This is a genomic window from Micromonospora sp. NPDC050276, assembly GCF_044459545.1.
Lineage (GTDB): Bacteria > Actinomycetota > Actinomycetes > Mycobacteriales > Micromonosporaceae > Micromonospora.
In genome coordinates, this window is record NZ_JBITJA010000017.1 from 1 (window position 1) to 25,448 (window position 25,448).

Annotated in this window: 14 protein-coding genes and 5 pseudogenes; 6 read left to right on the forward strand and 13 right to left on the reverse strand. The window is 68.1% G+C overall.

Annotated elements, in window-relative coordinates; all coding sequences use genetic code 11:
• Positions 1-418: 418 nt before the first annotated feature.
• From ACIBF8_RS27740 to ACIBF8_RS27760, 5 genes and pseudogenes are all read right to left on the reverse strand, one after another.
• Positions 419-1,753 (reverse strand): annotated as a pseudogene (locus ACIBF8_RS27740) (IS1380 family transposase).
• Positions 1,754-2,046: 293 nt separating this feature from the next.
• Entirely contained in the window at positions 2,047-2,643 is a 597-nt protein-coding gene (locus tag ACIBF8_RS27745) for a hypothetical protein (protein WP_396786862.1), read from the reverse strand.
• 121 nt (positions 2,644-2,764) lie between these two features.
• Positions 2,765-3,199 (reverse strand): hypothetical protein, encoded by a 435-nt coding sequence (locus ACIBF8_RS27750; protein ID WP_396786863.1) that lies wholly within the window; start codon positions 3,197-3,199, stop codon positions 2,765-2,767.
• A 165-nt stretch (positions 3,200-3,364) separates the two neighbouring features.
• A pseudogene (locus ACIBF8_RS27755) lies at positions 3,365-4,553 on the reverse strand (DUF5984 family protein).
• 1,465 nt (positions 4,554-6,018) lie between these two features.
• The gene (locus ACIBF8_RS27760) at positions 6,019-6,480 is read right to left on the reverse strand and encodes a hypothetical protein (protein ID WP_396786864.1); all 462 of its coding nucleotides are present in this window, start codon (positions 6,478-6,480) and stop codon (positions 6,019-6,021) included.
• Between the two features lie 35 nt (positions 6,481-6,515).
• Here ACIBF8_RS27760 and ACIBF8_RS27765 point away from each other — a divergent pair, with 35 nt between their 5' ends.
• The 3 genes and pseudogenes from ACIBF8_RS27765 (at position 6,516) to ACIBF8_RS27775 (ending at position 9,206) form a co-directional block, all read left to right on the forward strand.
• Entirely contained in the window at positions 6,516-7,649 is a 1,134-nt protein-coding gene (locus ACIBF8_RS27765) for an ISAs1 family transposase (RefSeq protein ID WP_396786865.1), read from the forward strand.
• A 712-nt stretch (positions 7,650-8,361) separates the two neighbouring features.
• Positions 8,362-8,640 (forward strand): annotated as a pseudogene (locus tag ACIBF8_RS27770) (helicase HerA domain-containing protein); the annotation flags it as partial.
• Positions 8,641-8,723: 83 nt separating this feature from the next.
• Positions 8,724-9,206, forward strand: coding sequence for a hypothetical protein (locus ACIBF8_RS27775; RefSeq protein ID WP_396786866.1), 483 nt, complete (start codon positions 8,724-8,726; stop codon positions 9,204-9,206).
• A gap of 204 nt (positions 9,207-9,410) precedes the next feature.
• On the opposite strand, the gene ACIBF8_RS27780 is transcribed toward ACIBF8_RS27775, so the two are convergent.
• Together ACIBF8_RS27780 and ACIBF8_RS27785 are read right to left on the reverse strand one after the other, a co-directional pair.
• Positions 9,411-10,208 carry a hypothetical protein gene (locus ACIBF8_RS27780; protein WP_396786867.1) on the reverse strand — a complete coding sequence of 266 codons (798 nt, stop codon included), beginning with the start codon at positions 10,206-10,208 and terminating at the stop codon, positions 9,411-9,413.
• Positions 10,209-10,858: 650 nt separating this feature from the next.
• Positions 10,859-11,132: pseudogene (locus ACIBF8_RS27785) on the reverse strand (hypothetical protein); the annotation flags it as partial.
• A gap of 374 nt (positions 11,133-11,506) precedes the next feature.
• Here ACIBF8_RS27785 and ACIBF8_RS27790 point away from each other — a divergent pair.
• Together ACIBF8_RS27790 and ACIBF8_RS27795 are read left to right on the forward strand one after the other, a co-directional pair.
• On the forward strand, positions 11,507-12,127 hold the full coding sequence (locus ACIBF8_RS27790) for a transporter (RefSeq protein WP_396786868.1): 621 nt from the start codon (positions 11,507-11,509) through the stop codon (positions 12,125-12,127).
• 88 nt (positions 12,128-12,215) lie between these two features.
• On the forward strand, positions 12,216-13,355 hold the full coding sequence (locus tag ACIBF8_RS27795; protein WP_396786869.1) for a glycosyltransferase: 1,140 nt from the start codon (positions 12,216-12,218) through the stop codon (positions 13,353-13,355).
• A 128-nt stretch (positions 13,356-13,483) separates the two neighbouring features.
• Here ACIBF8_RS27795 and ACIBF8_RS27800 read toward each other — a convergent pair.
• Positions 13,484-14,231: pseudogene (locus tag ACIBF8_RS27800) on the reverse strand (SDR family NAD(P)-dependent oxidoreductase).
• Here ACIBF8_RS27800 and ACIBF8_RS27805 point away from each other — a divergent pair.
• Positions 14,137-14,817: a LysR family transcriptional regulator gene (locus ACIBF8_RS27805; protein ID WP_396786870.1), complete on the forward strand. Its 681-nt coding sequence runs from the start codon at positions 14,137-14,139 to the stop codon at positions 14,815-14,817. The pseudogene ACIBF8_RS27800 and the gene ACIBF8_RS27805 overlap by 95 nt on opposite strands.
• Positions 14,818-14,900: 83 nt before the next feature.
• On the opposite strand, the gene ACIBF8_RS27810 is transcribed toward ACIBF8_RS27805, so the two are convergent.
• Genes ACIBF8_RS27810 through ACIBF8_RS27830 form a run of 5 tightly spaced genes read right to left on the reverse strand, consistent with a single transcriptional unit; the run spans position 14,901 to position 25,217 of the window.
• Positions 14,901-15,494 (reverse strand): phage tail protein, encoded by a 594-nt coding sequence (locus ACIBF8_RS27810; RefSeq protein WP_396786871.1) that lies wholly within the window; start codon positions 15,492-15,494, stop codon positions 14,901-14,903.
• 10 nt (positions 15,495-15,504) lie between these two features.
• Positions 15,505-16,110: a phage tail protein gene (locus ACIBF8_RS27815; protein ID WP_396786872.1), complete on the reverse strand. Its 606-nt coding sequence runs from the start codon at positions 16,108-16,110 to the stop codon at positions 15,505-15,507.
• Positions 16,111-16,117: 7 nt separating this feature from the next.
• A complete protein-coding gene (locus tag ACIBF8_RS27820) occupies positions 16,118-16,678 on the reverse strand; it encodes a phage tail protein (protein ID WP_396786873.1) in 561 nt (186 codons plus the stop codon).
• Between the two features lie 15 nt (positions 16,679-16,693).
• Positions 16,694-24,826 carry an RHS repeat-associated core domain-containing protein gene (locus tag ACIBF8_RS27825; protein WP_396786874.1) on the reverse strand — a complete coding sequence of 2,711 codons (8,133 nt, stop codon included), beginning with the start codon at positions 24,824-24,826 and terminating at the stop codon, positions 16,694-16,696.
• Positions 24,762-25,217, reverse strand: a complete 456-nt coding sequence (locus ACIBF8_RS27830) for a transposase (RefSeq protein ID WP_396786875.1) — start codon at positions 25,215-25,217, stop codon at positions 24,762-24,764. Before ACIBF8_RS27830 ends, ACIBF8_RS27825 begins: the two co-directional genes overlap by 65 nt.
• Positions 25,218-25,448 lie beyond the last annotated feature (231 nt).

The following is a 25,448-nucleotide window of genomic DNA, read 5'->3' on the forward strand; positions in this document are numbered from 1 at the left end:
AGCCGGGAGGGCAACGCTACTTCGAGCAGTGCAAACCCCTCTTGAGCCTCTCCCCGCCCTGGGGCGACGCCCGGGCCGCGCAGGCCAGATGAGAGCCACACGACCAGCGTGGGCAGCCGCAAATAGAGCGACAGCCCGGGCGCCTCGACCGAAGCCTGGCCGGGCCACGGTCGCAGGTCAATGAAACAAGTAGCCGCAGATCGCGCGACTCCCGCGCTCGGTACGGCCGTCCGCGTAGCCGGCGATCTGGCGTGTGGGCTTAGCCTGAATCCGTGGATCGGGCTTCTGAACGAGTTTGAGCTGATCTTGCCGGTTTGAGGGTGTGGTTGGTCCGCTGGTTGTGGTCCAGCTTGCTCAGTGCTACTCGTCGGGCGGCGGTGGGTGTTGCGCGTGGTGCGTTCAGTGGTGGTGGTCGAGGTCAGGTGAACACGGACTGCCAGAGGGTGGACCATGCGTTGGCGCGGGGCCAGTGGGTGGGTAGGTGCAGTACGGGTCGGCGTTGAGGTCGAGCCAGCCGGGCGGGCACGTTGATCAGGTGGGTGCGCAGGGTGGCGCCTCGGGCGACGGTGTGGCGGGTGGTGCCGCTGAGGGTGCCGGCAGCGCGGAGCAGGTTGTGACAGATCGCGGCGAGGATGCTCCAGGCGGTGTTGGCGGGGAACGAGCCGGAGGGTTGGTGGGCCCAGGGGCCGTCGATGAGGTCGGACCAGACGGTTTCGCAGATGGCGTGTCGGCGGCGGGTGATGTCGGCGTGGTCGAGGGGTTCGGTGTTGTTGGTGAAAAACGGGTGGTAGCGCCAGACCGGGAACAGCGGGTCCTGGGTGTTGGCGTCTAGGACGCGGCGCACGATGAGCCGGCCGGTGATCTGGTGGCGGGTGCCGGCGAACGCGGTGTATTCCACTTCGGATACGTTGGCGTTGGAGATCAGGTGGCCGGTGTCGGGGTCGACGACGGCGCCGGGGTAGTGCACGGGGGTGTACTGCTCGTCGCTGATGTCGCTGATCGCGGCGTCGACGGCCGGGTTGCGGGTGATCGCGAACGAGAATGCCGCACCGGCGGTGACGACCTTGCCGCTGCAGTACGCGCTGTCGCCACGTACCAGGATGGTGTCCGCCTGCGCGCCGGTCTCCTTGGTGGTGTTGATCGCTTCGGTGACCATCGGCGCCGCGCCTTTGGCCGATCCGGCGCGTCCGGCCCGTAACCGCACCCCGGCCAGCACCGGCGCCGCGATCGGCGTGCTGATCGTGACGGCCAGGGGTGACAGGCCGCGGCGTAGCACCGTCTTGCCCGCGATCTTCGTGTGGCCGAACGAGGCGCCCTGCTTGGCGTGCCCGTATACCGGGCGTAGCAGCGAGTCGATGTCGATGAACGCACGCTGACCGATACCGGCCAGTACCGGGGTCCCCTGCGCGAGGGCAACCAGGTGCCGCCGCAGCACCGCCGACAACTGCCGGGCGTGGCCGTGGGTGAACTCCCGCTACAGAATCCCCAACGTCGAGGCGGCGTAGACCCCACCGAACAGCTTCTTCATCCCACCGGCGCGGATGACACCCAGGTCATCGATGCTGTCCGCGCCGGTGAGCATCCCCGCGATGATCGAGGTCAGCTTCGGCGTCGGGTTCGCCGCACCCGACGTGACCTGCTCGTCGGTGAACCGGACGTGCTCGTCGAGCAGCCGGGACAACCCGGCCCGCTCAGCCAGTTCCAACACCGGCACAAGGCCCGCGTGCGACACGATGTTGTCTTCGTCGAACACCGCGCCGTCCGCGCGTCACCCATGAGATCGTTGCACCGAGAGTGTCCTTCCAAGCCGCGCACATCAGGTCCTAGACAAACCCGATCATCGCAGCCCAGAAGGGCACTTTCGTTATCTACACGCCAACTCGGACACCGCTACAAGCCGACCCGATCCACGGATCCAGGCTAAGACACTGATCCCACCCGCGAAGCGGTGACCCGCGCATCCGCTGTGGTGACCTCGTCGCCGAACCCGAAGTTGTTGTCCTCGATTGAGCGTGGGGAGCCTTGGGGTCGGTTCGTCGTTTCCGACTACCCTGATTGCGCTGACGTGATCCATGGATGTCCGAGGACCACGGCGTTCTCTAACGTGCGTGGGTCGATGCTCCATTGACCTGCGATCGTGAGCACGGTTTCCTCATCCGGCCACAGTGAAGTTTCGTCGTCATCCCACGGTTCGTCCTCGTCGTAGGCGGTGCCAACCCCGAGCGCTTGCTCTTCGACCGTGCGCTCGCCAAGGTCGAACAGCACCTCGCCACGTTCGCCGAGGTAGGCGAATGCTCGCTCCACAGAGCCGTCCCTGGCGCGTCCCCACCCGTGATATTCGACGACGCGGTGAGTTCCGAAGTACTGCACCTCGCCCAGTAGAAGGCTTAGCGCCGCCAGCCAAGCGGCAAACCGGTCGTCTTCGGGTACGGGAACGTCTCTCGAAGCGGCGAGCGTCCAGTGATCGAGCGGCGGTGTGAGAAGCCAGTGGCCGTGGTCGTCGTAGGCGGCGGCGACCGCATCCCGCCAGTTGGCTGGAGTGGGACGGCTAAGGTTCAGTGCGGCAGCGACGGCGTCGGCGTCTCGGTCACGCACAGCGAGCCACTGGAGTTTGTAACCGAAGCCGAGCGCGGCGTTCGTCATCGCGTCATCGTAGGTGACTGCAGAGAGGGCCTCGCGCCATCCACTGCCGGCTTCGCGACTTCATCCGTAGCTGGGCTCCGCTCGGCAGGTGTGTGTTGTCGAGGTGAGTGCCCGGTAAGGGCTACGCCCATGGCGGGACGTATCGGCCGACGTAATCGCGAGCACGGGGGAGCGGATCACGCCAGTACTGGTTCGGCATGCGGTGGTGGTACTTCTCGCAGAACTCAGCGAGACCTTCTGTGATCTTGAGGCGCGTGAGCGGTTGGCCTTCGAAGTCTGCGTTGACCGCCAGCAGTTGCGGCTCGGGATTCCAGCCTGAGTGGTCGAACGCCCAGCCGTCCCAGGCGGCGTAGGTGTGGAAGACCTCCCGCTCACCTGGGAGGTGCACCGCGGTTATCTCGATAGACCTGTCTGGATAGGAATCCCGGCAGACCCAGGCGAGGATGTGACAGGCTCCGGCAGCGAAGAAGGCTTGGTCTGTCCGGTCCCATGCGACCCGCTGGTCTGACCGCTCGATCGGCGTCCGACGAAACGCTCCCGCTGCGATGGCTGCCATAGCCCGGACGGTAGTGGATGAGCCGACACATCCGATCATGCCGCCGCCCGGGAGTCGCGATGAGTAACCGGCTGTGGCGCCGAAGCCGTCCGGTCATGTCGATGGGCGGATGCTGTCCCGGTCAGGTGCTCGAGGGACTGCCTAGCCCGTTGGGGCGTGGGCCCGTTAACCGTCACCGAGCAGCAGGCGGGCGCCTTGGCGGACAACGTTCCAGTCGGTCTTCTGGGAGCGGTGGAGGTTCTTGGTAAGCCAATGCCGCCGGTCTTCGTGTTCCCGCCGCAGTTGGTCGAGGTCGAGGTCCACGCCAGGTAGCCCGCCGCGGCTTTCCAACTCCTCGACCCGCTGCCCCATGGTGTCCATCAGCTCGCGGTTGAGGGTGTGCACGGCCTCAAGGTATGCGGTGGTCGGGACGCTGAGCCGGACTGTGGGGTTGGCGGTGAAACCGATCTCGCCGTCGTCCTCGTGCCGCCAATCCACGGTGATCTCGTCGCGCTCGTCACGGGTGGTACGCCAGCACCGGAGCTGGGGAGGATTGCGCAGGTAACCGAAGTCCAGGTAGTGCTCGCCGTGCCAGATCGCGGCCGTGACGACTGGATGGTCGGGCACGTCCGCGTTCCCATCGTCAGTCCGTTCCTCATCCGGTTCGGCCACGAACTCGAGCGGGTCACACGTCCACTGCGTGGGGTGGGAGGCGATGAACGGCTGCAGATCGTCGGGCACCGGCTCCAGCACCTCGGGCGTAAGGGCGATGACGTCTTCCCAGAGCCGGGCCAGGTAGTAGTCCACGTAGGGGATGCGGGTGGACTTGCCGGCTGCGGCGCAACAGTTCCTGCCCGCTTGCCTCGAGCCAGTACCAGCCCTCGGTGAGCCCGAACCAGTGGAGCCTCGGCTGGTCACCGCCCCACGGCGACACCTCGTCCAGTGGGTACAGCTCGAACTGGAACCTGATCATGGAGACAGTATCCCGTAACGTCCGGCGGTCGATCGAGAGCCCGGATTGCCGCGTTCCCTGCAACCCCGCCGCGGCCGCGCGCGCATGGCGATCCCCGCAGTTAGTCCTGACCGGTGCCCGCCTGGGTCGAGATGGCAAGCTGCTGTGGTGTTTGCGGAGCCGCGCGGCGACTACTCCTAGCTGTTTGACCTGGTGGCGATCGATCCGGTCATGCGCCACCATGCGCTTGCTCGTCATCAGGCACTGCTCGTTGCGGCGAGCGACGCATTGCACCGGTCGAATGGCCTGTGGGCCGCCCATTACCGGTCGAGGTCCAGCCAGACTCGGCTCGCCGCGGCGGTAGACCAGGCGCACGCCGACTTCCGGTGGCATGAGGAGCAGACAATCTACGGACCTCTCCATGCCTTCCGGGACGCTACGGACGGCGATCGTGCCGCCCGCGCGCTCTGGGCGCCGTTCGCCGCCCTGTACCTGCGGTGGGAGGCGGATGCCCTAGCGGCTGCGGTACCAAAAAGAACGCTGACTGGGGCGCGGAGAACCACAAAACTAGCACCAAGGCCAAGCGAGGCAAGTACGGGCCACAGTCGACGTCCATGGTTGACCTAATGCTTGATTCCATCGGTCGCCGGAACCCCAAACCCAAGATTGACCTTACGGTCGATGCCATTGGCCGAAACCCCCGTATAAACAAGGCGTTGCTAGATACCTCAGGCGGGCGTCAGCAGGTGCCTCCTGCCGCTTCCGAGGGCTGCTGGGCGGCTCGGCCAACTGATTGCGACGCCATGGAACCTCTGTTTGGCAATGTGAAGATGCAGGGTTTATGCCTGACTGGATCTGCAGCTGCATTCCTGGGTGGCGGCGGAACGGGATGCGTCGTGTACGACCGAAGGGGAGTGGGTTGGACCTTAACCAAAGGCGTCGACGTCGGCCCCAACGCTGGGTGGTTCGTCGGTCCTGGCTCGGTCGCATCTAATGGAAACATTGATGACCAACCTGGTAAATCGTTGCACGGGCAGATGTCCTCTGGATTCGAATACTCCGGTAACCTGTCATTTTCAGTCGGTACGGGTGCGCAAGGCCAGCCAGTGCACAGTTTCGGAGCTGCTGGTGGTATAGGATTGGGTGGTGGCGATGCGGACGGAAACTCGTATACTTCGTCGGGGCGTTGGTTTGATTGGTGATATCGCGACGGGTCTGTGGGGATGATGACAAGCTCATATCGCCAAAACATCAGGGCGACGAGGAATCGTAAGTCCTATCGTCTGCTCGTTCTGTCATGGCGAATCATGTTCCTGGCGGCTGCTTTCGGCGCTCTAACTCAGATCGTCTGGGCCAATCGTCTGATCACTCACCCAGTCTTGGTTGCCTTGATCGTGCCGATGATCATCGTTTTTTGCGCCTCCATGATAACGGTAGTTATAACGGGTGCTATCCAGGTCGCCCATTTTTCAGTCAACCCACTCGGGAGAGGACCGATTCAACGTCAAATTCGGTTCGTTCGCATGTTCGTCGTAGACCTAATTACGTTCCCGTGGAGCCTAACCGAGAGCCCTGAGGGGATCTCGGATCCGCGCGACTTGTAAATGTTTCGAGAGCCGGCCCAGGTGTTGGCCTGGGCCGGTTCGGCGTCGCTGGTTAGGTGGCGACCCGGCGGAGCGCTTCAATGTCGTTTAGCGCATAAATGGGGCATCCTGACAGATTTCAGAGTCGGGCTGTCTCGCTAACGGCTCTGTTTCGCTATTCGGGGTGGCGGTGTATGACGCTTGACTGATCAGGACACGGTGTCGCAGCAGGGTGAAGCTGGGCATAGACGCTTTTGTGGGTGCCGCGGCGGATTTTCTGGTCGGTAAGGAAGCCGAACCAGCGTTCAACCTAGTTGATCCATGATGAGCCGGTCGGGGTGCATGTGGAACCGTGGGTGCTTTGCCAGCCAGGCGCGTACTGCCGGCGTTTTGTGGGTGCCGTAGTTGTCGCAGATCAGGTGCACGTCGAGCTCGGCCGGGGCGCTCTTGTCGATGGTGATTAGGAATTTCTTGAACTCGGTCGCCCGGTGCTGACGGTGCAGCTCGCTGGTGACCGAGCCGTCGGCGATGTCGAATGCGGCGAACAGGCCGGTGATCAGGTCCCCGGCAAAGTGGTCAGGTGATGCCGAGTAGTGCCAGCGGGCGGGTGCTGTCGCAGGGCAATCGCAAGGTCGGGGTTTGACCGTTTGGTGATGTTTGGTGTAGTCACGCCGGTTCGGGCCGATACGTAGAAGAGCGCTCTTCTGGCGATCATTCAGGTGTCTAGGCTGGATGATCGAGAAGGACCGCGCTCGTGGAAGCATCATCGTTGATCGGCGGGTTGTCCGCACGTTTGCACGGCGTGTCGCTCCTTGAGGAGCAGGACACATTGGGGTTGTTGCAGGTACTGGCGCAGGTGCCGGACCCGCGGGACCGGCGGGGCCGGATCCATTCATTGCCGGGCCTGCTCGCGGTCGCGGTCGCGGCGGTGGCGTCAGGGCAGAGCCGGATTGTGGAGATCACCGAGTGGGAGGCGGACCTGCCGGACGCGGTCTGGGACCGCCTCGGCGCGGCCCGGGATCGGTTCACCGGCGCCCGGCGGGTGCCTGATGACAGCACGCTGGGCCGGGTCCTTGCCGGTATCGACGCCGACGCCCTGGATGCCGCGGTGTGTCGTTGGCTGATCAGCCGGGCAGGCTTCGGCGGTCCGGGCCGGCGGGTGATCGCCGTGGATGGCAAGACGTTGCGGGGCAGTGGTCCGGCCGGTGCGCAGGTGCATCTGCTCGCCGCGGTGGATCACCAGGACGGGATCGTCCTGGCCCAGAGCGACGTCGACGGCAAGACGAACGAGATCACCAGGTTCGTACCCATCCTGGACACTCTCGACCTGGCCGGGGCGGTCATCACGGCGGATGCGTTGCATACCCAGCGAGAGCATGCCCGCTGGCTGGTCGAGAAGAAAGCCGGTTACGTCTTCGTCGTCAAAGGTAACCAGAAACGTTTGTACCGGCAGGTCAAGGCCCTGCCTTGGGCGAAGATCGAAGCCCTGGACCAGACCCACGACCGTGGACACGGCCGCCATGACATCCGCCGGTTGCAGGCGGTCACCTGTCTGGGCGCCCTCGCCCTGGACTTCCCGCACGCCAGCCAGGCCCTGCGGATCCGCCGCCGCCGCTACAACCCAGGCACCGACCGCTGGTCCACCGTCACCGTCTACGCGATCACCAACCTCACCGCCGAGCAGGCCGGACCCGCCGATCTGGCCGACTGGCTCCGCGGTCACTGGTCCATCGAGGTCCTGCACCACATCCGCGACACCACCTACCGCGAGGACGCCAGCCGCCTACGGACCGGCAACGCACCCCGAGCCCTGGCCACCCTACGCAACACCGCGATCAGCCTGCTCCGCCTGGCCGGCATCACCTCGATCGCGCAAACCCTGCGGCGAAACAGCCGGAATCCGTACCGATCCCTACAACTACTCGGACTCGACTAAACGGGCATACCTCTACCTTGCGAACGCCCTGTCCCCATGGTGGGGGAGTGGGGCGCGGTGGGACCCAGCGCTGTCCTGTCGACCGGCCCCCGTTTACCCCCCGAAACCCCCGCCTGCCGTTGACAATCAGTGACAAGAGGCGGCCAGTGTTTGATCGTGTCTGTGCAGCTCAACGCTTATTTCTGACAATCAATGACAAGGTCGGGATGATTACGGACGGTAACAAGGGTTCGTCGGTTCGAATCCGGCCGTCCCGACAGCGTGAGGGTTTCCGCAGGTCAGTGACTTGCGGAAACCCTCAATTTGTTGTTCTGGCTCTATGAAGTGGCGTGCGAGGCGCTGCTGGAACCCTTAACTCGGGTGGTTTTGCGAGCCGATCTTGGTTGCCTTTGCGGTGAATCGCCTGGTAGGCGCGTCCTCTACGCCGTTCTCTTCAGCGCTCTCCCGCTTGTGCTGCATTGCAGGAACTGGTTTTCGGTCGAAGTCACCGGTCCGGCACTTGGGCTCGTCGAGAAGGGGCGATTGGCCGTCCTCCCGTGGCAGGCGATCCAGTCGGCGACGGTCCGCCGTCCTGGCCCGTTCGCCGTCCTCCAGGTCACTCTGCGCCCAGGATCGGTCGCGCCGTCCGCCACGACGCTTCGTCCACCGACCCGTGCCGGTGAGCCTGTCCACACGTTGTTGCTCAGGAGTTTCGCTGAAACGAGGGTACCCCGTCGTACTCGCCCGATCCGGTGCCGGTAAGTCGTACTTCATCAAGCTCGAAACCCTGCGCTCCCTCTACGACGGAGTGCAGGTCAACGTCATCGACCCCGAAGACGAATACCTGCGACTGGCCGAAGCGGTCGGCGGCACCGTCATCCAACTCGGCGCACCCGACGTCCGGCTCAACCCGCTGGACATCGCCGCCGACGACAACCGACCCGACGCCCGCAACCGGCGCGCCCTGTTCGTGCACACACTGATCAACGTTCTGCTCGGCGCGTTCACTCCAGAGCTGGCCCATCAACTGGATGCTGGCGCGGGGTCAGGTCTGTCCGGAGACGTTCGAGGACAGTGCTCGTTACGCTCATGCTCATGAAAACGTGCAGGCTTGTGGCCGTTGCCTGCCTGGCCTTGCTGGTCACATCGGGTTGTGGCTCCGAGCGGTTCACAACCGCTGCAGGCACCCCGACGACCTACACGTGTTGCGATGGCGAGGACGTCGATACGGTCTACCAGCCTGGCCAGGACATGACGGTTAACTGGATCGTCAGGCCGGGGACTGACCCCGCCGCGAAGCCGGCACAGGTCGAGCTGACAGCGCGTCTGACCGGCCCGTACGGGGATTTCAGCGAACTGAAGAGCGCTGCAGGGGGTACGGTGCGGCCCGCTTCGGGAGAGGTGACGTTCGAGGCCCGGCCGGTGCGGCCATCCGGTGCGGCGGGCGAACGACCGGTCAGCGTCATTCCCATCGCGGAGGACGCGCCGCCCGGTTATTACAACCTGATCTTTGCCGTACATGAGGATGGCGGAGTCGTGGGCGGAGCGAGCGTCGTCCGGGTGGCACCCAAAGCCTGAGCCCATCGCATACTCAGGCCGGGGCGGCGCTGTTCTGTCCGGTCGGCGGGGTACGCCACGGGTCGTTGCGTTCGTTCCTCCTGCTGTTGCGGGCCGTCGCCGACGATGACCCGTCGCGGGTTCGCCTCGACTGCCGTTGCTCCACCGCCATCTCGCGTCGCCCGCGACCCGCGGCAGATCAGGACGCTTGACTCGGGAGGGGGTTCATGACGAGGCAAGCTGGCGGCACGCGACCCGGCTGTGTGGTAGCCCAGCTTGCGTAAAGACCAAGCGGCAGCTTCCGTTCTTCGGATCCCAGAGGTGGTCGTTGGCGGCCAAGGCCCGAAGCAGCGCACGCTGCGGGTCGGTCAAGGGGCGGCGCTGTCCGTACGGCTCGGCGAAGGCGAAGCGCACCAAGGCGCCCCACCCCTTGTCGAATCCGGTCCAATCGTCCCGCCTGGCAACCTCGCAAGCGGCCGTTTCGATCATGTCGAAGGTGGAGGCGACGCGAATCGCGGCGGCGACGATTTCAAAGTGATGCAGGCTTGGAGGCGGCGGATTGCCCAGCGCGGCGCGGATCAGGTGTTGGCTTCGCGGATCGTCTTCGTGGGCCAACGCGGCTCGCAGCCGGACCGCAGGGTCTGGGTCGAAGAGCAGGCCACGGACGTCGACACCGAGCTGGCCGAGGCAGCAGACCCACGGGGCTCGCGGGCCAGGCCCGCGTTGCAACCAGACATGGATCAGGGCGGCAAGTTCCTCGCGCCGGTCGACCAGTGGCGCCAACTGGGCGATCACCACAAGATTTTCCGCGTAGAGCCGGGCGTGGTCCGGGATCGATGTCTGCAGTAGCGGAAGCACCACCGGGTATGCCGCCACCACGGCATCAGCGACGTCCGGCAGATCCTCGGCGAAGTACGGGTTCACCCCCAGATTGGTCACACTCAAGGCGGCGTCACCCAGGAACTCCACGAGTGATCCGACCGTGGCCGGGTGCGCCCGACCCTCGGCGAGCAGTACGGTCACGGCCCGTATGGCCGGCGCGGTGGCTGTCTCGGGGAAACCCTGGTGCAGCACCGCGACTTGGAGATGGTCCAGTGCTGCCTCACGGGCTGCGGTGTCACCGAACTCAACGCGTGCAGATGCCCCGGGGTGTCGGTAGCTCGGCCGTACGCGTGCCGCAGCCCCCCACCAGTCAACCGTCATCTTGGCCCCCGAGTCGCTGAGTGAACACCGATATTGGCAAGGACCCTTCAACCATGCCAATCCGTTAACGCGCGTTCCTCGCCACGTGTGCGCGTCGCCACCCACCAGGAGCTCGCTCCGCGACGCGCGGCTCGCGGCCATGAGTGCGTTCGCCGCGGCCGGATCCCGCATCGCGCCGAACGGTCGGCGCCCGACGCTCCCCCGCAGAGGGCTGCCGTGAGGAGGTAGATCAACGCCTCTCGAGCTCAGTGGCGGTGCCGGCGGTCAACGCCGACCGGGTCACCTTGTGCAGCCGGCCCGCGCCCGGGTCACCGGGCAGCGAAGTGTAGCTGAGCTGCCACGGCTCCTCGGCGACCGGCTTGATGACGCTGAGGATCCGCTGGCGGTGTAGTCGTAGGTGTCCCAGAGGTGCCGCATGGTGCCGGCGTCGTTCCAGTCCAGGCGTGGGTCCCAGCTGGCTCGCAGCTTTCCGGCGTTGGGCGACAGCCAGGTGCCGCGTCGGGAGGCGAAGATCGCGTCGTGGGGGTTGTCGGCGGCGACGAGCTTGCGGGCCATGATCATGCCGACGGCGAACCGGGGCAGCACGACCATCCGCCAGCCGGCGTCGCTCTTGGTCCAGGGTTGGCGGAAGAAGTCCTGGCCTTTGACGAAGACGAGCGTGCCGCAGATCGTCACGGTGGGTCGTTCGGCGCCGAGGTCGAGGTGCCTCCTTCCGAGCGGACAAGCACATGTGTACGACAGCAGCCTGCCTGCCCACGCTCGCATGTCCGGGCTGGATTCGATGCGGAGACGTGCCGGCAGCCGGCGCCGCAGGAACGGTCTCTGGATTGGACGATCACGCCGCTGGGGCCGGAACCCTAGACCATGATCACAGTGTCGGGTAGGTGATGCTGGACGCGTTGCCCCTAATTATCACCAAAGCTAGTCTGCTTCCGGGTTTGCGGGCTGATGCCGCCAGAAATCACCGGTTCACGCGCGACCATCCACGATGGTCGGTTTCGCCGTGGCCACGGAGGGTGCAGTCGAAAGTGCCTGGCGGCTTCGTTCACACAATCATCGAACAACGAGAACTGTGAGGATCAGTGGAAACGTCACCAAACGGTTCCGGGGCCCTGCTGGTGGACGTCACCAGCCCGGAGGCGTCGCGCCAGACCCAGCAGGGGGCCGAAACGGTGGCTCGCATCAAGCACCATGTCCAGGTCATGCACATGGCATGGGGACTGGCCTGGCTCATCGGGTACGGGCTGCGCTTCCTGGACGACGGTCCGGGCGGGCGCGTCTTTGTGGACCTTCCGGACCGGTTGCCCCTGATCGTACTGCTCGTGCTCCTGGCCGGAGCCGGTGCGACCACCGCGATCCTCGGTGTCCGGGCATTCGGCCGTGGTGCGACCGACCCTCGATCGACGCAGCAGGCCAAGCGGTACGGCACCGCCTGGCTCGTCGGCTTCGTGGGCTTGATCATTACGATCGGTAAGATCAGTAGTGATCTCTCGCCGCACCAGTCCGAGCTGCTCTGGGGTGCCACCACCACCGGCCTGGTCGGGGCACTGCACATGAGCGGCAGCGCGATCTGGGGAGACCGGGAGCAGTTCAGGATGGGGCTCTGGCTGACCCTGGTTAACGTCATCGGGGTCATCGCCGGGCCGGGCTGGCAAGCCTTGATCATCTGCCTCGGCGCCGGTGGAGTCACGGTGGTCCTCGCTACCCACAACCTGCTCCGGCTCGGCCGGAATTCGTGATCTCCGCCCAATAGTCCCAGCCCTCAGGTGCCGCGACCGCTTTCCACCGGAGCCGACACCCACCGCCCTCGAAAGGCAAACTACGAGAATGCGTCTGATCTTCGCTTCGATAGGCGCGTACGGCCATCTCATTCCGCTGCTTCCGCTGGCCGTCGCCGCCCGCGACGCGGGACACGAGGTGACCTTCGCCACCGACAAGCGGTTCCACCCCATGCTGCACGACGCTGGCCTGACTCCCGTCGCCGCCGGATCCACCGTTCGGGAGGCGATCGCCACGGTGCGGGCGGAGGCTCCCGCCGGTCAACCGTTCGACGCTTCCCCCCGGGCGTTCGGCAGCGTCCTGGCCCGACGCATGGTCGCCGACCTCGCGCCCGTACTCAAGGAGCAGCGGCCCGATCTGATGATCTACGAGGTGCTGACTCCGGGCGCGGGGATGGCGGCGAAGCTGGCCGGTATCCCCGCGATCTGCCACAGCATCGGTCGGCTCACCGGCGGGCCGATGTGGAATGCCATGTCTGCCGCATGGCTCGCCACGGCCGCCGAGTTGGGAATCGAAGCCCCCACCCGGGACGCCGATTTTCTCGGCAACCGATACCTGGACGTCTGCCCGCCCTCTTTCCAGCTCCCCGGGTTCGCCACCTCGGCCGAGCGGATCCTGATGCGGCCGGGCACCTGGCGTCAGTCTGCCGATCTTCCCGCCATGGTGCGGGAGCGTGACCGGCGTCGTCCGCTCGTCTACCTGACGCTCGGTACGGCCTTCGGGACCCCGGAACTGTTGCGACAGACCATCGCCGGGCTCTCGAAGCTGCCGGTCGACCTGCTCGTGGCCGCCGCCGGCCCGACCGGCGGGAAGGGCGCCCTGGGTGACCTGCCGCCGAATGTCGTGGTCGAGAGTTGGGTGCCGCAGGGCGACGTGCTTCCCCACGTTGACCTCGTGGTGAGCCACGGCGGCGGCAGTACCGTCCTCGAGGTGCTGGCGAACGGACTGCCCCATCTCATGCTGCCCCAGGGTGCCGACCAGTTCAGCAATGCTCGGGCGGTGGCGGACATCGGGGCTGGCCGGCAGGTGCTGCCGGGCGAGTTCAGCGCCGAGGTGGTGTTCAGCCAGGCGGAAGCGCTCCTGGCCGACGAGCAGGCGCGGGCCTGCGCCGACAAGGTGGCCAGTGAGATCGGCGGAATGCCGTCTCCCGAAGAGACGGTCGGCCGGCTCGTCGACGCTGCCGCCTGATCGGCCGTCGGTGATCGAGCCCGGTGGGACGTCGTATGGCTCGGGTCCTCCGCTGCTGGCCATCGACCCGACGGCACTGACAGTAGATGCCAGTGCCGAGGACCAGGGGGTTCAGGCGTGTGAGGGTCTCAGTCCAGATCCATCGCACGGCTGAGCTTTTCCCACCGGGTCAGATCGCCGCGCAGCAGTTCATGGTGGGCAGCGATGCTGTCGACGGCGTCGCTGCCCAGCGCCAGGCGCAGCGGCGGCTCAGGGCTGTCCAGGACCTCCAGAATGGCCCGGGCCGCCTTACGTGGGTCGCCTGGCTGAGTGCCGTTCATGCCGTCGACCGCAGCGCGGGTCGGACCGGTCGACTCCCCATACGCTTCGATGACCAGCGACCTGTGCATCCGCTGCCCACCGAACTCGGTCCGGAACGCACCGGGCTCCACGATCAACACCCGGACGCCGAACGGCGCAACCTCCGCCGCCAGCGCTTCGGACAGACCTTCGAGCGCGAACTTCGCCGCGCAGTACGCCCCGAAGCCCGGCATGCTCAACTGTCCGCCCATCGAGCTGAGCTGGACGATTGCTCCGCTGCCCTGTGCGCAGGTGCGGCAGGACGGCCTTGGTCACCGCGACGGCGCCGAAGAACATCACGTCCATCAGGGCCCGCAGGTCTGCGAGGTCGAGTTCCTCGACGGCGCCGACGCTGCCGTGGCCGGCGTTGTTGACCACCACGTCTATCCGGCCGAACTCGGCCAGGGTCTGCGCAACCGCGGCGGCCACCTGCTCCTCGTCGGTGACGTCCAGCGGCGCGGACCGTACCCGCCCCCCGCCGGCCGCGACGAGATCCGCGAGCCGCTGCGGTTGCCGTGCCGTCGCCGAGCACCTCACCTTCAGCCGCGCCGCAAAGCACCTACACCTCGCCCAGCAGTCACTGTCGCAGCAGATCGGCGCGCTCGAACACGGTCTCGGGGTACACCTGTTCGACCGTGACACCCGTGGCACCCGCCTCACCGACCTGGGACGGGCGTTCCTGCCGGAGGCCCGCGCCGTCCTCGCCCGTGCCGACGCCGCCATCGCCGTCGTGCAGCGCGCCGCGCGAGGCGAGGTCGGCCACCTCAGCCTGGCGTTCCTCGCCTCCACCGCCAACTACATGCTGCCGCCGGTCGTGCGAGCCGTCCGGGAACGGTTCCCCGACCGGGACTTCGCCGCCGCCGGGTTCACCCCGCGGGTCGTCCAGCGAGCCGGCGGGGCGTCGAACCTGCTCGGGCTCGTCGCCGCCGGCGTCGGGGTGACCCGGTTGGCCCGCTCGGCCAGCAGCATCCGCCGCACCGGGGTGGTATTCGTGCCACTGGCCGGCGACCGAGCCGAAACCGTCGTCGCCTGGCTGCCCGCACGCGACGGGCCAGCGCAATGCAATCTGCTCGACATCGCTGCTGACCTCGCCGCAACTGGCGACCTGACATGCTGGGGCTGACATCAGCCGTCGACAATCGACATCCGGACATCGGCCATCAGCGTGCACGTGATCGCGTCGTGTGCAGCCGGACCACCCCTCTGTCATGCGCGGTAGCGGACGACGAAGTTGACGTAGGCATTGTCGGGACGCGTTTCTGCGTCGCCGCCGGAGGTGATGAAGTGCTGGTGTGACCCTGCGGAGCCGGTGTTCCCGCCGTTTTCGTTCCAGATGGCGCGGTGCGATCCGGCGATGGGGGTGGACGACTTGTCCTGGGGCACGCCGTAGACCTCGTGGCTGTGGTCACCGTCGCTGTCCAGGGTGAACGCCTGTCTGGGCCGGCCGGTGGCGGTCTTCTGCGTGGAGCCGCAGCGGTCACCGGTGGCACCGCCGGGCGCTGGCTCGCTGCGGCTGCCCGCGTCCGGGTCACGCCCCGCGCCGTCGTCGACGCCGCGCAGCAGGTAGCCGCGGAAGTCGGGCAGGTTGAACGTGGTCGTTCCGTCCCCACCGCCGTGCAGGGTGCCGATCACCGCGAAGAGATCAGGGTAGTCGGCGCGGCCGACCAGCCGTCCGTCGCAGTACATCCAACCCTGCTCTTCCAGCCCGTACTGGTCGAGTGGGTTGCCGGCACCGTAGGCCAGCACCGCCCCGATGACGAAGTGACCTGTCGGCACGACGGGCAGGTCCTGCTCACTCATCTGGTGCTCCTCACGAAGGGGTGCCGTAGAAGATCAGGTAGTTCTGGTAGAGGTTCACCGGGCAGCTGTCCTGGTCGCCGCCGCTGAGCCCATGGGTGTGCCAACCGTTGTTGCTGGTGTTGCGGCTGCCGTCGTTCCAGTCGGCGTAATGCGATCCGGCGGCCCAGGGGTGGGAGTTGTCGTCCGGCAGGTTCGGCACCCAGTGGTGGTGGTCCTCGCTGTGATTGGTGGCGAAGCAGTCGCCAGCTGGCAGGCCGGTGGCCCTCGGTTGGACCGAGCCGACGCGGTCGCCGCTGAGACCTCCGGGGTTCGCGGGGGTGCGGGTGCCGGCGTCGGGGTCGCGCCCGCTGCCGTCGTCGACGCCGCGCTGGAACCGGCCCCGGTAGTCGGGCAGGTTGAAGGTGCTGGTGCCGTCCCCGCTGCCGTGGATGTCGCCGAGGATGCTGTAGAGGCAGGCGTACGTGGTTCGGGACACGGCGCTGCCGTCGCACAGCAGCCAGCCCGGTGGGGCGGGATCGTTGCCGGAGACGACGGCCCCGTAGCCGACGACCGTGCCGACGAGCACACCGGAGACGCCGATCACCCCGGCCGGTTCTGTTTTCGAACTGGTTGTCATGGTCACCTCATCCGTCGAACTTGATGACGAAGTAGACGTACGTGTTGGTGGGGCGGGTCTCGGCGTCGCCGCCGGCGTCGACGTAGTGGGTGTGCACGCCGGTGCCCCAGATCCACCGGCTGTCCTGCCAGATTCCGTAGTGGCTGCCGGTTACCGCCGCTCCCGTCGTGTCGGCCGGCATGTGCTCGACGGGGTGCGTGTGGTCCCCGCCGCCGTCGACCGAGAACGCGGTGCCTGGCAGGGCGGTGTACCAGTCCTGGGCGGAACCGGGATTGTTGCCGGCGAGCCCGCCGCGCCCGGAAGGGGCGCGGGTGTTGGCGTAGGGATCCCGCCCGGCACCGAGATTGACGCCCCGGGCGAACCGCCCGCGCAGGTCCGGGAGGCGGAACCTGCCGTTGCCCGCGCCGTAGTTGCCACCGATCACGGCGTACAGGGCGGGATAGTCCGCCTCATCCAGTTCGGCGCCGTCGCAGTAGAGCCAGCCCTGCGGCCGCAGCCACGAGACGTCGAGCCGGCCGGCGAAGGCGGTGATGGTGCCGATGGGCACCGGTGACGGGTCAGCTGGCATCCAGGAGTCCTCTTCTCACGCTTGGTTCGGCATCCGCTCGCCGATGGTCGTGGCCCACAGCTGCAGCAGCGTGGGAGAGCGCACCCACAGCGGCGGGTGCAGGCCCGCCTCCCGGAGCACTCCGCTGGCGTAGGTGGTGCAGTTGTTGGTGAAGACCGAGAAACGACCCGCCGCCGCCTCCGCGCTCCTCTGCGCGAACTCGTCGGCGGCCTGCACGTTCTGTCCGGGCAGGTGGATGCGGCGTACGTAGCGGCGGGGGATGCCGTTTCCACTCATGGGTTCGTAGTCCACGTTCCGGACGTTGATCGTGGTGCGCTGCCCACCACGGAAGGTCGCCTTGACGTTGCCGAGCTCGGCGTTCAGGTCGCTGATCCTGGTGGTGGCCGCGCCCGGCGCGCGGGTGCCGATCTGCGCGTGCCAGACGCTGCCCTGGTCGTAGTTCATGACGTAGGCGGCCCCTGCTTCGCCGGCAGCCTGTGCCCGACGACCGGCGCTCACCGTCATCCGCGTGCGCAGCATGTTGCCACGGCCCAGGACACCGCCGAGGGCCCCGCCGGCGGCTCCGCCGAGCGCGCCCAGCACGGTCGACAGGCCGGCGCCGGCGCCAAAATCCTGGCCCTGAAGGTGGTTGGTGACGCCGTTGCTGATGAATCCGTCGAGGGCGCCGAGACCGGTGCCGATGAATGTCTCGATGCCGAGCGACGCGGCCACGCTGGTGGTGGCCGCCGCCGACACGAATCCCAGCCCGGCAGCCGCCAGGCCGAACGCCGCTCCCAGGCCCACCGAGATGCCCCACTCCTTCCAGGTGGCCTGCGGTCCTTCGGCGTTGGCGTGGCCCAGTCCGTAGGCGGCGCTGGCGATCCCGCCGCCGATGAGGAGGCCGCCGAGCAGGGTGCCGCCCACCATGAGCGGCCAGGCGAGTCCCGCGGTTCCGATCGTGAGCGCGAATCCGGCCAGGGTGACGGCGACGCCGCCGAGGACCGCGCCGAATGCCGGCCAGGACCAGGCGAACCCGCCGCTGGGGTCGTAGCCGTTGACGGGATCTCCGCCGGCGTAGAGGTAGGGGCTTGGATACTGCCCGGCTGGGTCCATGCTCAGGAAACGCCCGGTGTCCGGGTCGTAGAGGCGCTGTGGGAAGAGGTAGAGGCCGGTGCCCGGGTCGCGCTCGGCGCCGGTGAACAGGTACGGGTAGGTGGCGCTCGCGCCGTGGTCCACAGGGGTGCCGAGGAATCCACCGGCGGGCAGGTAGGTGAACGCGCCGATGAGGCCGGTCGAGTCGTAGACGCCGCGGGTCGAGCCGAGCCGGCCGCGCAGGACGTACGCGGTGCCCTGCGGTGACCAGACGGCGATGATGCCGCCGGGTCCCGGGATGAGGTAGCCGACCCGGCGGGTCCCGTCCGGGTCGACGTGGTGCAGCGCCAGCGGCACCGCGTCAGGGCCCGGTACGGAGAGCCGTTGCCGGTCGTGGGTGGTGCGCAGCAGCAGCGTGCCGTCGGCGTCGCGGGTCAGGCGGAGCGCTCCAGCGGCCCCGGTCAGGCTGGTGGGAAGCCCGGAGACCGCCTCGTAGCGTAGGTCGCCTACGCTCAGCGGCGGCGCGTCGGTGACGTTGCCGTCCCGGTCGTAGCCGAACGCCTCGCTTTCCACGTCGTCGTCGCCGATGGTGCACAGCCGGTTGGTGCCGTCGCGGTAGTGCAGGCGCTGGGACACGCCGGCGGCGGTGCGGGTCGTCAGGTTGCCGTTCGCGTCGTAGGTCAGTCCGCTCATCCCGAACCGCTCACCCGCGCTGCAGTCGGCCACTGCGAGGCGGCCCAGCGGGTCGTAGCCGTAGCGGACGGTGACATCGGTCAGGAAGCCATCCTGGCGTACGCCGGTGAAGCGGGTGCCGGTTCGGGCGGCGCGGCCGTCGTGGCAGCCGCTGTCGTCGTATCCGCCGCTGGTGTAGTCGGTGGTCTCGGTCAGGTAGCGGTCCTCGACGCGGGTCAGCCATCCGGGTGGGGTGTAGCGGTAGGCGCGGGTGAGCTCCGCCGGGGTCCCGGGAGCGAACACCTCGGTGGCCAGCGCGCCGCCGGGGGTGTAGGTGAACCGGGCCAGGTCGGTGTCCTGGCCGGCATGCTCGCCGGTGACCGAGACCAGGTTGTTGAAACCGTCGGTGGCGAGGCGGGCGGTGAACGCGTTCGCCCCGAGCTGGGCGTCGTAGGTGATGGCGGTGACCGCGCCCGTGACGTCGTGGTCCAGTGCGACGGTGTGCTGGGCGTCGTCGTCGTAGGAGGCGACGTGGATCGTGCGGGTGGTGACCAGGCCCCGCTGGTTGTAGGTGTAGGTGCTGCGCGTGGATGGCGCGTCGCCGGTGGCGGGGCCGGTACAGGTCTGCCACAGCCGGCCGTAGAGCAGCGGGTCGGTGCCGTCGCCGTCGTAGCAGTAGCGGGTCAGCCAGGTGCCGGTGGCGGGCAACCAGGTGGGGTCGTCGGCATGTCGTTGCAGGTCGTCGCGATTCCAGGCCGCGACGCAGGTGCCCTGCTCCACGAGCCGGCTCAGGCTGTCGTACCGCCGGTAGCTGAGGTAGCCATCGCTGGCGGCCTGCGGGCCCTGACTGAACCGCAGCCGCCCGAGGGTGTCGTAGACGTGGTTGACGGTGCCGTCGAGGTCGGGGCCGGTGACCGACACGGGGTTGCCGACGAAGTCGTACTCGAATCGTTCGACGAAGCGGTCCGGGTCGGGCACCCGGGTGTCGGTGACGTTGGGTTGGTCCGTGCGCACGAGGTTGCCGTAGGGGTCGTAGTGGTTGCGCACGAGCGCGAAGGTTCCTGGTTCGCCGGTCAGGTCGCCCTGAGCGACGGCGACGGTCTGACCCAACCGGTCGCGCCACAGCCGCATCACCCGGCCGTCGGGGTCGGTGCTGACCTCGAGCGAGTACTGCCCGGCGGGCAGCTTGGGCAGGAGCGGCTGCCCGGTGTTCAGGCGGTAGTCGGTACGGGCGGTGTGCCGCTGTCCGACGGGAATCGACTCGACGATGGCGAACGCGCGGCCGGGCCGTCCGAATTCGACGGGTCGGCCCAGTGGCGAGGGCTCGAAGAGGGTGCGGGAGAACGGGTAGCCGCCGTCATCGGGGTAGGCGCGGGTCAGCTCGCAGTCGCCCATCGCCCCGGTCTCGGGATCCAGGTCGGTCATCAGGCCGGGTCGGTAGCCGATCGGCTCACCGTCGACTTCGATGGTCTTGGTGGTGAGCGCCGCCCGGCCGGCGCAGTCGTAGCCGGTGGCCGACAGCCGCACGCGGGTGTCGTCGACGCGGTGCAGTTGCCGGGGGCGGCCGGCGTTGTCGGTGAAGCAGATCCCGACCACCGGGGCGGTCCCGAACGCGATCCATCGCAGCGCCAGCGGTCCGTCGGTGGCGAACGCGACCGAACCGGCGAAGCCGTCCGGTGCGACCCGCTGAAGCAGCAGCTCACCGTCGACGTACCAGAGCATGCGGTGTGGCCAGACGATGAGCATCAGGTCGGTGCCGGGTTCCGCCGGTGCCGCAGCCGCCGCCTCACCGTCGGGCTGGTGCAGCGTCCAGCAGCCGTCGGCCCAGCGTACGCACCACTCGCCGAGGGTGAGCCGTACCGGTCGCCGCACGGCCGGGTCAGCGGTCAGGGCGATACGCAGCAGGTAGCTGCCCTCGGGCGTCTCGGTGAGGGCGAGCGTGCCGGTGCCGTCCTGCGCGTAGCGCAGCAGGCCCGGTTCCTGCTGCCAGCCGGCGTCGGCACGCCACTGCGCGCGCCACTGGTCGCCCTGCCGGAAGTCGGTGAAGGTGCCGGGGCCGCGCAGCGACGCCACCAGGGTGGCGTTCGGCCGCGCGGGGTCGAAGGTGTCCCGTCCGCAGCGCCAGACGTACTCGGCGGTGGCCGACAACGGCCAGTTGTCGAAGCCGACGTCCAGCACGGGTCGGGTCAGCAGGTCGTAGCCGATGTGCCGGGTGTCGCTGAGCATGTCCACCGTGGCGCGCAGTTCCTGCCCGTCCGGGGAGTACACCGAGGCCTGCAGGCTGGCTGTGACCGGGGCGAACGCGAGGTCGTCGACGAGAAGGTACCGCCGGTCCTGGCGGCTGGTGAGGGTGAGTGCCACCGACGCGATGGCGCCCAGGTCGAGCGCCTGCGGGTCGATCAGCTGGTGCAGCCAGCGCCACCGGTCGTCGGTGGCGGGGATGGACAGCACGACCTCGGCCGTGCGGCCCTGCTCGTCGCAGACCGTGGTGCGCAACGCGGCGAGATCCGGGTCGTCGACGAACCCCGGCTGGGTGCAGACCCAGCACGACAGTTGATAGGGCCGGTCGCCGCGGGCCGGGGTGAACTCGTTGGTGATGCCGATGGCGCAGTCGGGGTCACCGGGGATGGCCAGTCGCCGTGACCCGGAGTGCGCCGGGCCCTCGGTGATGTACCCAGTCGGGTCGAGGCCGGCGGGGGTGAGCGTCCAGCCGCCGTCGTCCTCGTACTCCTCGAAGCCGTACCAGCAGACCTCGCCCTGTCGGGGGTCGGCGTTGGCCGTGGTGGCGACCGCGAAGCGGCGCTCGCGGTCGTAGATGGCGGCGGCGACGTGCCCGCTGGCGTCCAGCGCCGCCAGCGGCTGGGCCCGCTCGGTGACGTCGAGGACCTGGCGGGCGCAGAGCCAGCCCGGTCCGGGTTCGGCGTCCGAGCCCCACGCCGGGAAGGTCGGATCGTCGACGCCCAACCACTGGTAGCCTCGCTCGGCCGCCCAGGGCCCCCACTCGTTGCGGAAGGTGGTGACCTCGCTGGCGGTGACCACGTCCGCCGTGAGGTCGCTGGTGGTGACCTGGCTGGTCGGGACGAGGCAGTTGAGCTCGCGCAGGCCCGGGTAGGTCTGCCAGGCGTAGGACGTGTCGCGGCGCAGCCGCCGCCGCGTCCCCTGGTCGTCGGTGTTGTCACGGATCTCGCGGCACGGCTGCCCACGGTCGTTGTACTCGTGTTCGGTGGCGTCGACCAGCCACCCGTACACGGTGAGCCGTGTCCCGTCGGCGACCACCTGGTACTTCGTGCCGTTTGCGTCGGTGAGCCGCCAGCGCCGGTCGGGCTGTTCCTCGTGCACCGTCACCGGGTCGGTCAGGGGTAGGCCGTGTGCGGTGAAGTGCGTCAGTAACGCGGCCCGCGCTCCGGGCTCGCGGATATCGGCGCGGTCCGTGTCGGCGGTGAAGAGCTCACCCGCGGTCGCCTGGGTCTGCCTGCGCACTCTGGTGTAGGCGCCAACGACGCGCAGGTCGCTGTCCTGACCCGTGTACGCGTAGGGGTAGCTGACGCTCTCGCTGACCTGGCGACCGTCGGCGTCGAAGGCGCGGGTGCGGAACAGTTGCCCGTTGAGCTTGCTGAAGTACGCCCGGGCGTTGCTGTACTGGTCGGACACCGGGTAGAGCACGCCGGGCACGCTCGGGCTGAGCCCGTTGAAGAACACTCGTTCGACGCAGCCCTGGCCGCCGTCGTCGGGCGTGGCACGGACCGTCACGTACTGGGTGACGAGCCCGTACGGGTCGTAGGTCGCCGTGGCGAGGTCGTAGTCCAGCGTCGTGTGCCGGGCCTGGTAACCGGTGTCGCTACCGACGCGGACCACCGGGTAGGCCACCAGCCGGGTGGCGGTCCGGCCGCCGACGACCCGGTACAGGGCAAGGCTGGTGGCGTGGTCGAAGTCAGGGCCACGGTAGGTGACGACCGTCTCCGGGCCGGTGAGGATCTGGCCGGGCTGCGGGTCGTGGACCACCACCCGTTCGCCGGGCAGCGAAACCGACTCCCGCACCGCGGCGTCGACGAGCGTGACCAGGTGAGTCGAGCCGTTGCGGTCCTCATAGCTCAGATAGCCCGGCGCGGCGTTGGTCAGGGTCGCCAGGTCCGCGTCGGCCGGCAGGGTGTACACGCTACTCCAGGCGCCCTCTGGTGTGCGCCAGAGCAGGTCGCGGCCGACCGTGCGATAGCCCTCAGTGAGGGTGGGCAGCCCAGGGTTGGTGCCGTTGGTCCGGGTGGGGGTGCGCCACGCGTTGCGGTAGGGGTCGTACTCGTACAGCTCGGCTGTCCACTGGCCGCTGTCCTGGACGGTGATGGCGTAGGCGGTGTCGGCGGCGTAGTGGTAGGTGTAGCGGGGGCCGACGGTGGGGCGGGTCGAGGCGACCTGCTGCCAGCGGGCGCCGTCGAAGCGGAACAGATGCTCGCCGTTGGCGGCGGTCGACCCGTTCACCGTCGCGTATCCGACCGGGTTGCGGACGTCCACGGCCTGGCTGCCGTCGGACTTCAGGACCTGCCCGAACCGGTATGCCGCAGACCAGGTGACCAACCGGCTGGCGTACCGGACGGTCCCGGCGGTGTCGTCGAAGGCGGTCACGAAGCCGAGCACGGCGAAGGACGCGCCGATGGCGAGTAGCCGATCGGTCGAGGTGGCTGTCCAGTCGATGTCGACGGTTTCGCTGACGGTGTCTCCGCGACGCCAGTGCCGCTCCGCGTCGCAGTGATGGACGGCAACGCGCAGCGTTCGGCTCTGCTCGGCGTAGGTGACTGCGACGCAGACGCCTGCGCCGCTGGCCAGCGCAACGCGGTCCACTCCGCTCAGCCCGAAGTCCTGCTCGACCCAGCGCCGCTCGACCGGATCCCACGTGACGATCTTCAACTGCTCGGCGCGGGCGTCCGCGACGGCGACGAACCCGCCGCCGACGCTGACCGCCGGCTCGGCCATCGGCTCATCGAGCGTGACCGGGTACGCATCACGTTCCCACTCGCCGAAGCGGAACGGCTCCGCGCGGACCAGGTGGACCCGGTACTGACCGGTGTGCGCGTCCTGGTACCAGACGACGAAGAACTCGTCGGTGGTGAGCACCCGAAGGGTGGTGGGCGTCGCCGCCCACTGTCGGGTGTCCTGTTGCGCGGACCAGCTGCCGTGCCAGGAGTACACGCCGGTGGTGATCTGACCGGTGGAGCTGTTTTCCCAGGTCAGGACGGTGTAGGTGGGGCCGTGCCAGACCCGGGGTGTCCCGCCGGCGGCCGGTCGTTGGATCGCGACCCGCAGCGCGGTGTTGGGCAGCTCGGCGGCGCGGTACTCGTATCCCGCCTGCCCGCCCTGCGGCGTGCGCGCGCCGCACATCGCGCCCGGGTTCGAGCTGTCGGCGCCGTGGTAGTCGAACTCCAGCTCCGGCAGGGCCCCACCGCCAGCCAGCTCCTGCCCGACGGCGATGAGATAGCGCTTGAGGTACCGGCTGTCGTCGGCGTGCCGGGATTGGTTGCGCAGAGCGTAGCGCAGTCGCGTGGTCAGCACGGTGCCGCCGGTGCTGTCGCACACGACGATCTGGTCGAGGTAGTGGTCCTCCAGCTGGAACTGATAGGCGTTCTGGCCGCCGTGCGGCGGCACGTACGGAGACGGGGTCTCGCAGGGCTCCTTCGACAGGTAACGGAAGTCGACGGTCTGCCCGAACACGTCGACGATCCGGCGGAGCCGGCACGAGCGGGTGCAACGCGCCTGCGGGCTCGCCCCAATCAGCACGTCGTCGATGTCGTACTCGAACGACACGGTGTCGCCCGCCAGCGAGCGGATGTGCAGGAGGTTCCACGCCAGCGGAAAACTCATCCCCCCCGGAACTGTGGACGGGCCGATCCAGTTGCCCCACCGCACGCCGCGCTGCACCGCCCCCAACCCGTACGTGGAGGTGCTGCCGTCGTCCCTGACGATGGTCCAGTACTCGGATTCCGGGCAGGTGGGGTCAGGGTGGTAGGTGATCTGCCAGAACGGCTGGTCGACAAGTTGGAAACGCTGTGCCGGCCCGTCGACGCCCACTCGCACGAGCTGTCGCGCAGCACCGCCGGTGATCAGGTAGTACACGTCGTCAACCGTCGTGCCACTGGTCTGGGACTCGACGACGACCCGTTCGTACGGCAGGGACCAGCCCAGGCCGAGCACCCCGGTGGGTGAGGTGAGGTTGGACCGCTGCACGGAATGGTGCACTCCGCTGCCGTAGAAGGCGGTGACGGTGACGTCCAAGCCGCCACGGCCAGTCAACGAAACCAGGTCCAGGGGCAGGTTCACCTCCCCGCGGAACATGTTCACCACGTCAGCGACGTCACCACCGACGAGCAGCTGCGACGTCCGTACCCCTGGCGCGGCCGCTGCTTGCGCCACGGCCATCGTGGCCACCCCCGTCTGCCGACAGCCGATTGCACTCGCGTCGACTGGGCTGGCGACGCAGTACCGAGAATATCGACCAGACCTCGCATAGGATGACAAAGGCCGTAAAGCACATCAAAGGGTGTACAGCTGCCGCTCGGTTCAGGCAGCGGTCCATCGTCACCCACCCCACCGGCGCCCCGGCGTCCAGGGCCCAAGCCAGCATGTCCCGGGCCATCTGGACCTTCGTGGCGAACTGCACCTCGTCGGGGATCCCCGCGGCCCGGCACCGGTCCCGGTCATCGGTGCACGACGTCGGGAGTTGTGCCGGTTGATCAGTGCTCGACCGCGTGATGACCACCCTTGCCGACGTCCAAGCCGAGGTAGACGCCGTATCCGTCGTGCACCGCACCCGCCTCGCGCATCGTTCCCGTGGCCCCGGCCGCTGGTTCGAGCGTCGGACTGCCGGCAGCCACGTTGCGAAGAGACTTACCCCGCCACGGGTGGCCGTGTCCCATCAGCGGTGCACCGACGCCACCCGACCCCGGCGGCAACACCCCCGTACGACGGGGCAGCATCCTGGCGAAGCGGCCGGTGACGGGTGAGGGTCAGCGGCCGGCGCTGCCGCCGAACCAGGAGATCC

What these genes read in the sequence shown, in the direction of transcription:
- ACIBF8_RS27745 (WP_396786862.1), bottom strand. Translation starts at nt 2,643, where the DNA reads ATGACGAACGCCGCGCTCGGCTTCGGTTACAAACTCCAGTGGCTCGCT.
- ACIBF8_RS27750 (WP_396786863.1), bottom strand. Translation starts at nt 3,199, where the DNA reads ATGGCAGCCATCGCAGCGGGAGCGTTTCGTCGGACGCCGATCGAGCGG.
- ACIBF8_RS27760 (WP_396786864.1), bottom strand. Translation starts at nt 6,480, where the DNA reads ATGATGCTTCCACGAGCGCGGTCCTTCTCGATCATCCAGCCTAGACAC.
- ACIBF8_RS27775 (WP_396786866.1), top strand. Translation starts at nt 8,724, where the DNA reads ATGAAAACGTGCAGGCTTGTGGCCGTTGCCTGCCTGGCCTTGCTGGTC.
- ACIBF8_RS27795 (WP_396786869.1), top strand. Translation starts at nt 12,216, where the DNA reads ATGCGTCTGATCTTCGCTTCGATAGGCGCGTACGGCCATCTCATTCCG.
- ACIBF8_RS27810 (WP_396786871.1), bottom strand. Translation starts at nt 15,494, where the DNA reads ATGAGTGAGCAGGACCTGCCCGTCGTGCCGACAGGTCACTTCGTCATC.
- ACIBF8_RS27815 (WP_396786872.1), bottom strand. Translation starts at nt 16,110, where the DNA reads ATGACAACCAGTTCGAAAACAGAACCGGCCGGGGTGATCGGCGTCTCC.
- ACIBF8_RS27820 (WP_396786873.1), bottom strand. Translation starts at nt 16,678, where the DNA reads ATGCCAGCTGACCCGTCACCGGTGCCCATCGGCACCATCACCGCCTTC.
- ACIBF8_RS27825 (WP_396786874.1), bottom strand. Translation starts at nt 24,826, where the DNA reads ATGGCCGTGGCGCAAGCAGCGGCCGCGCCAGGGGTACGGACGTCGCAG.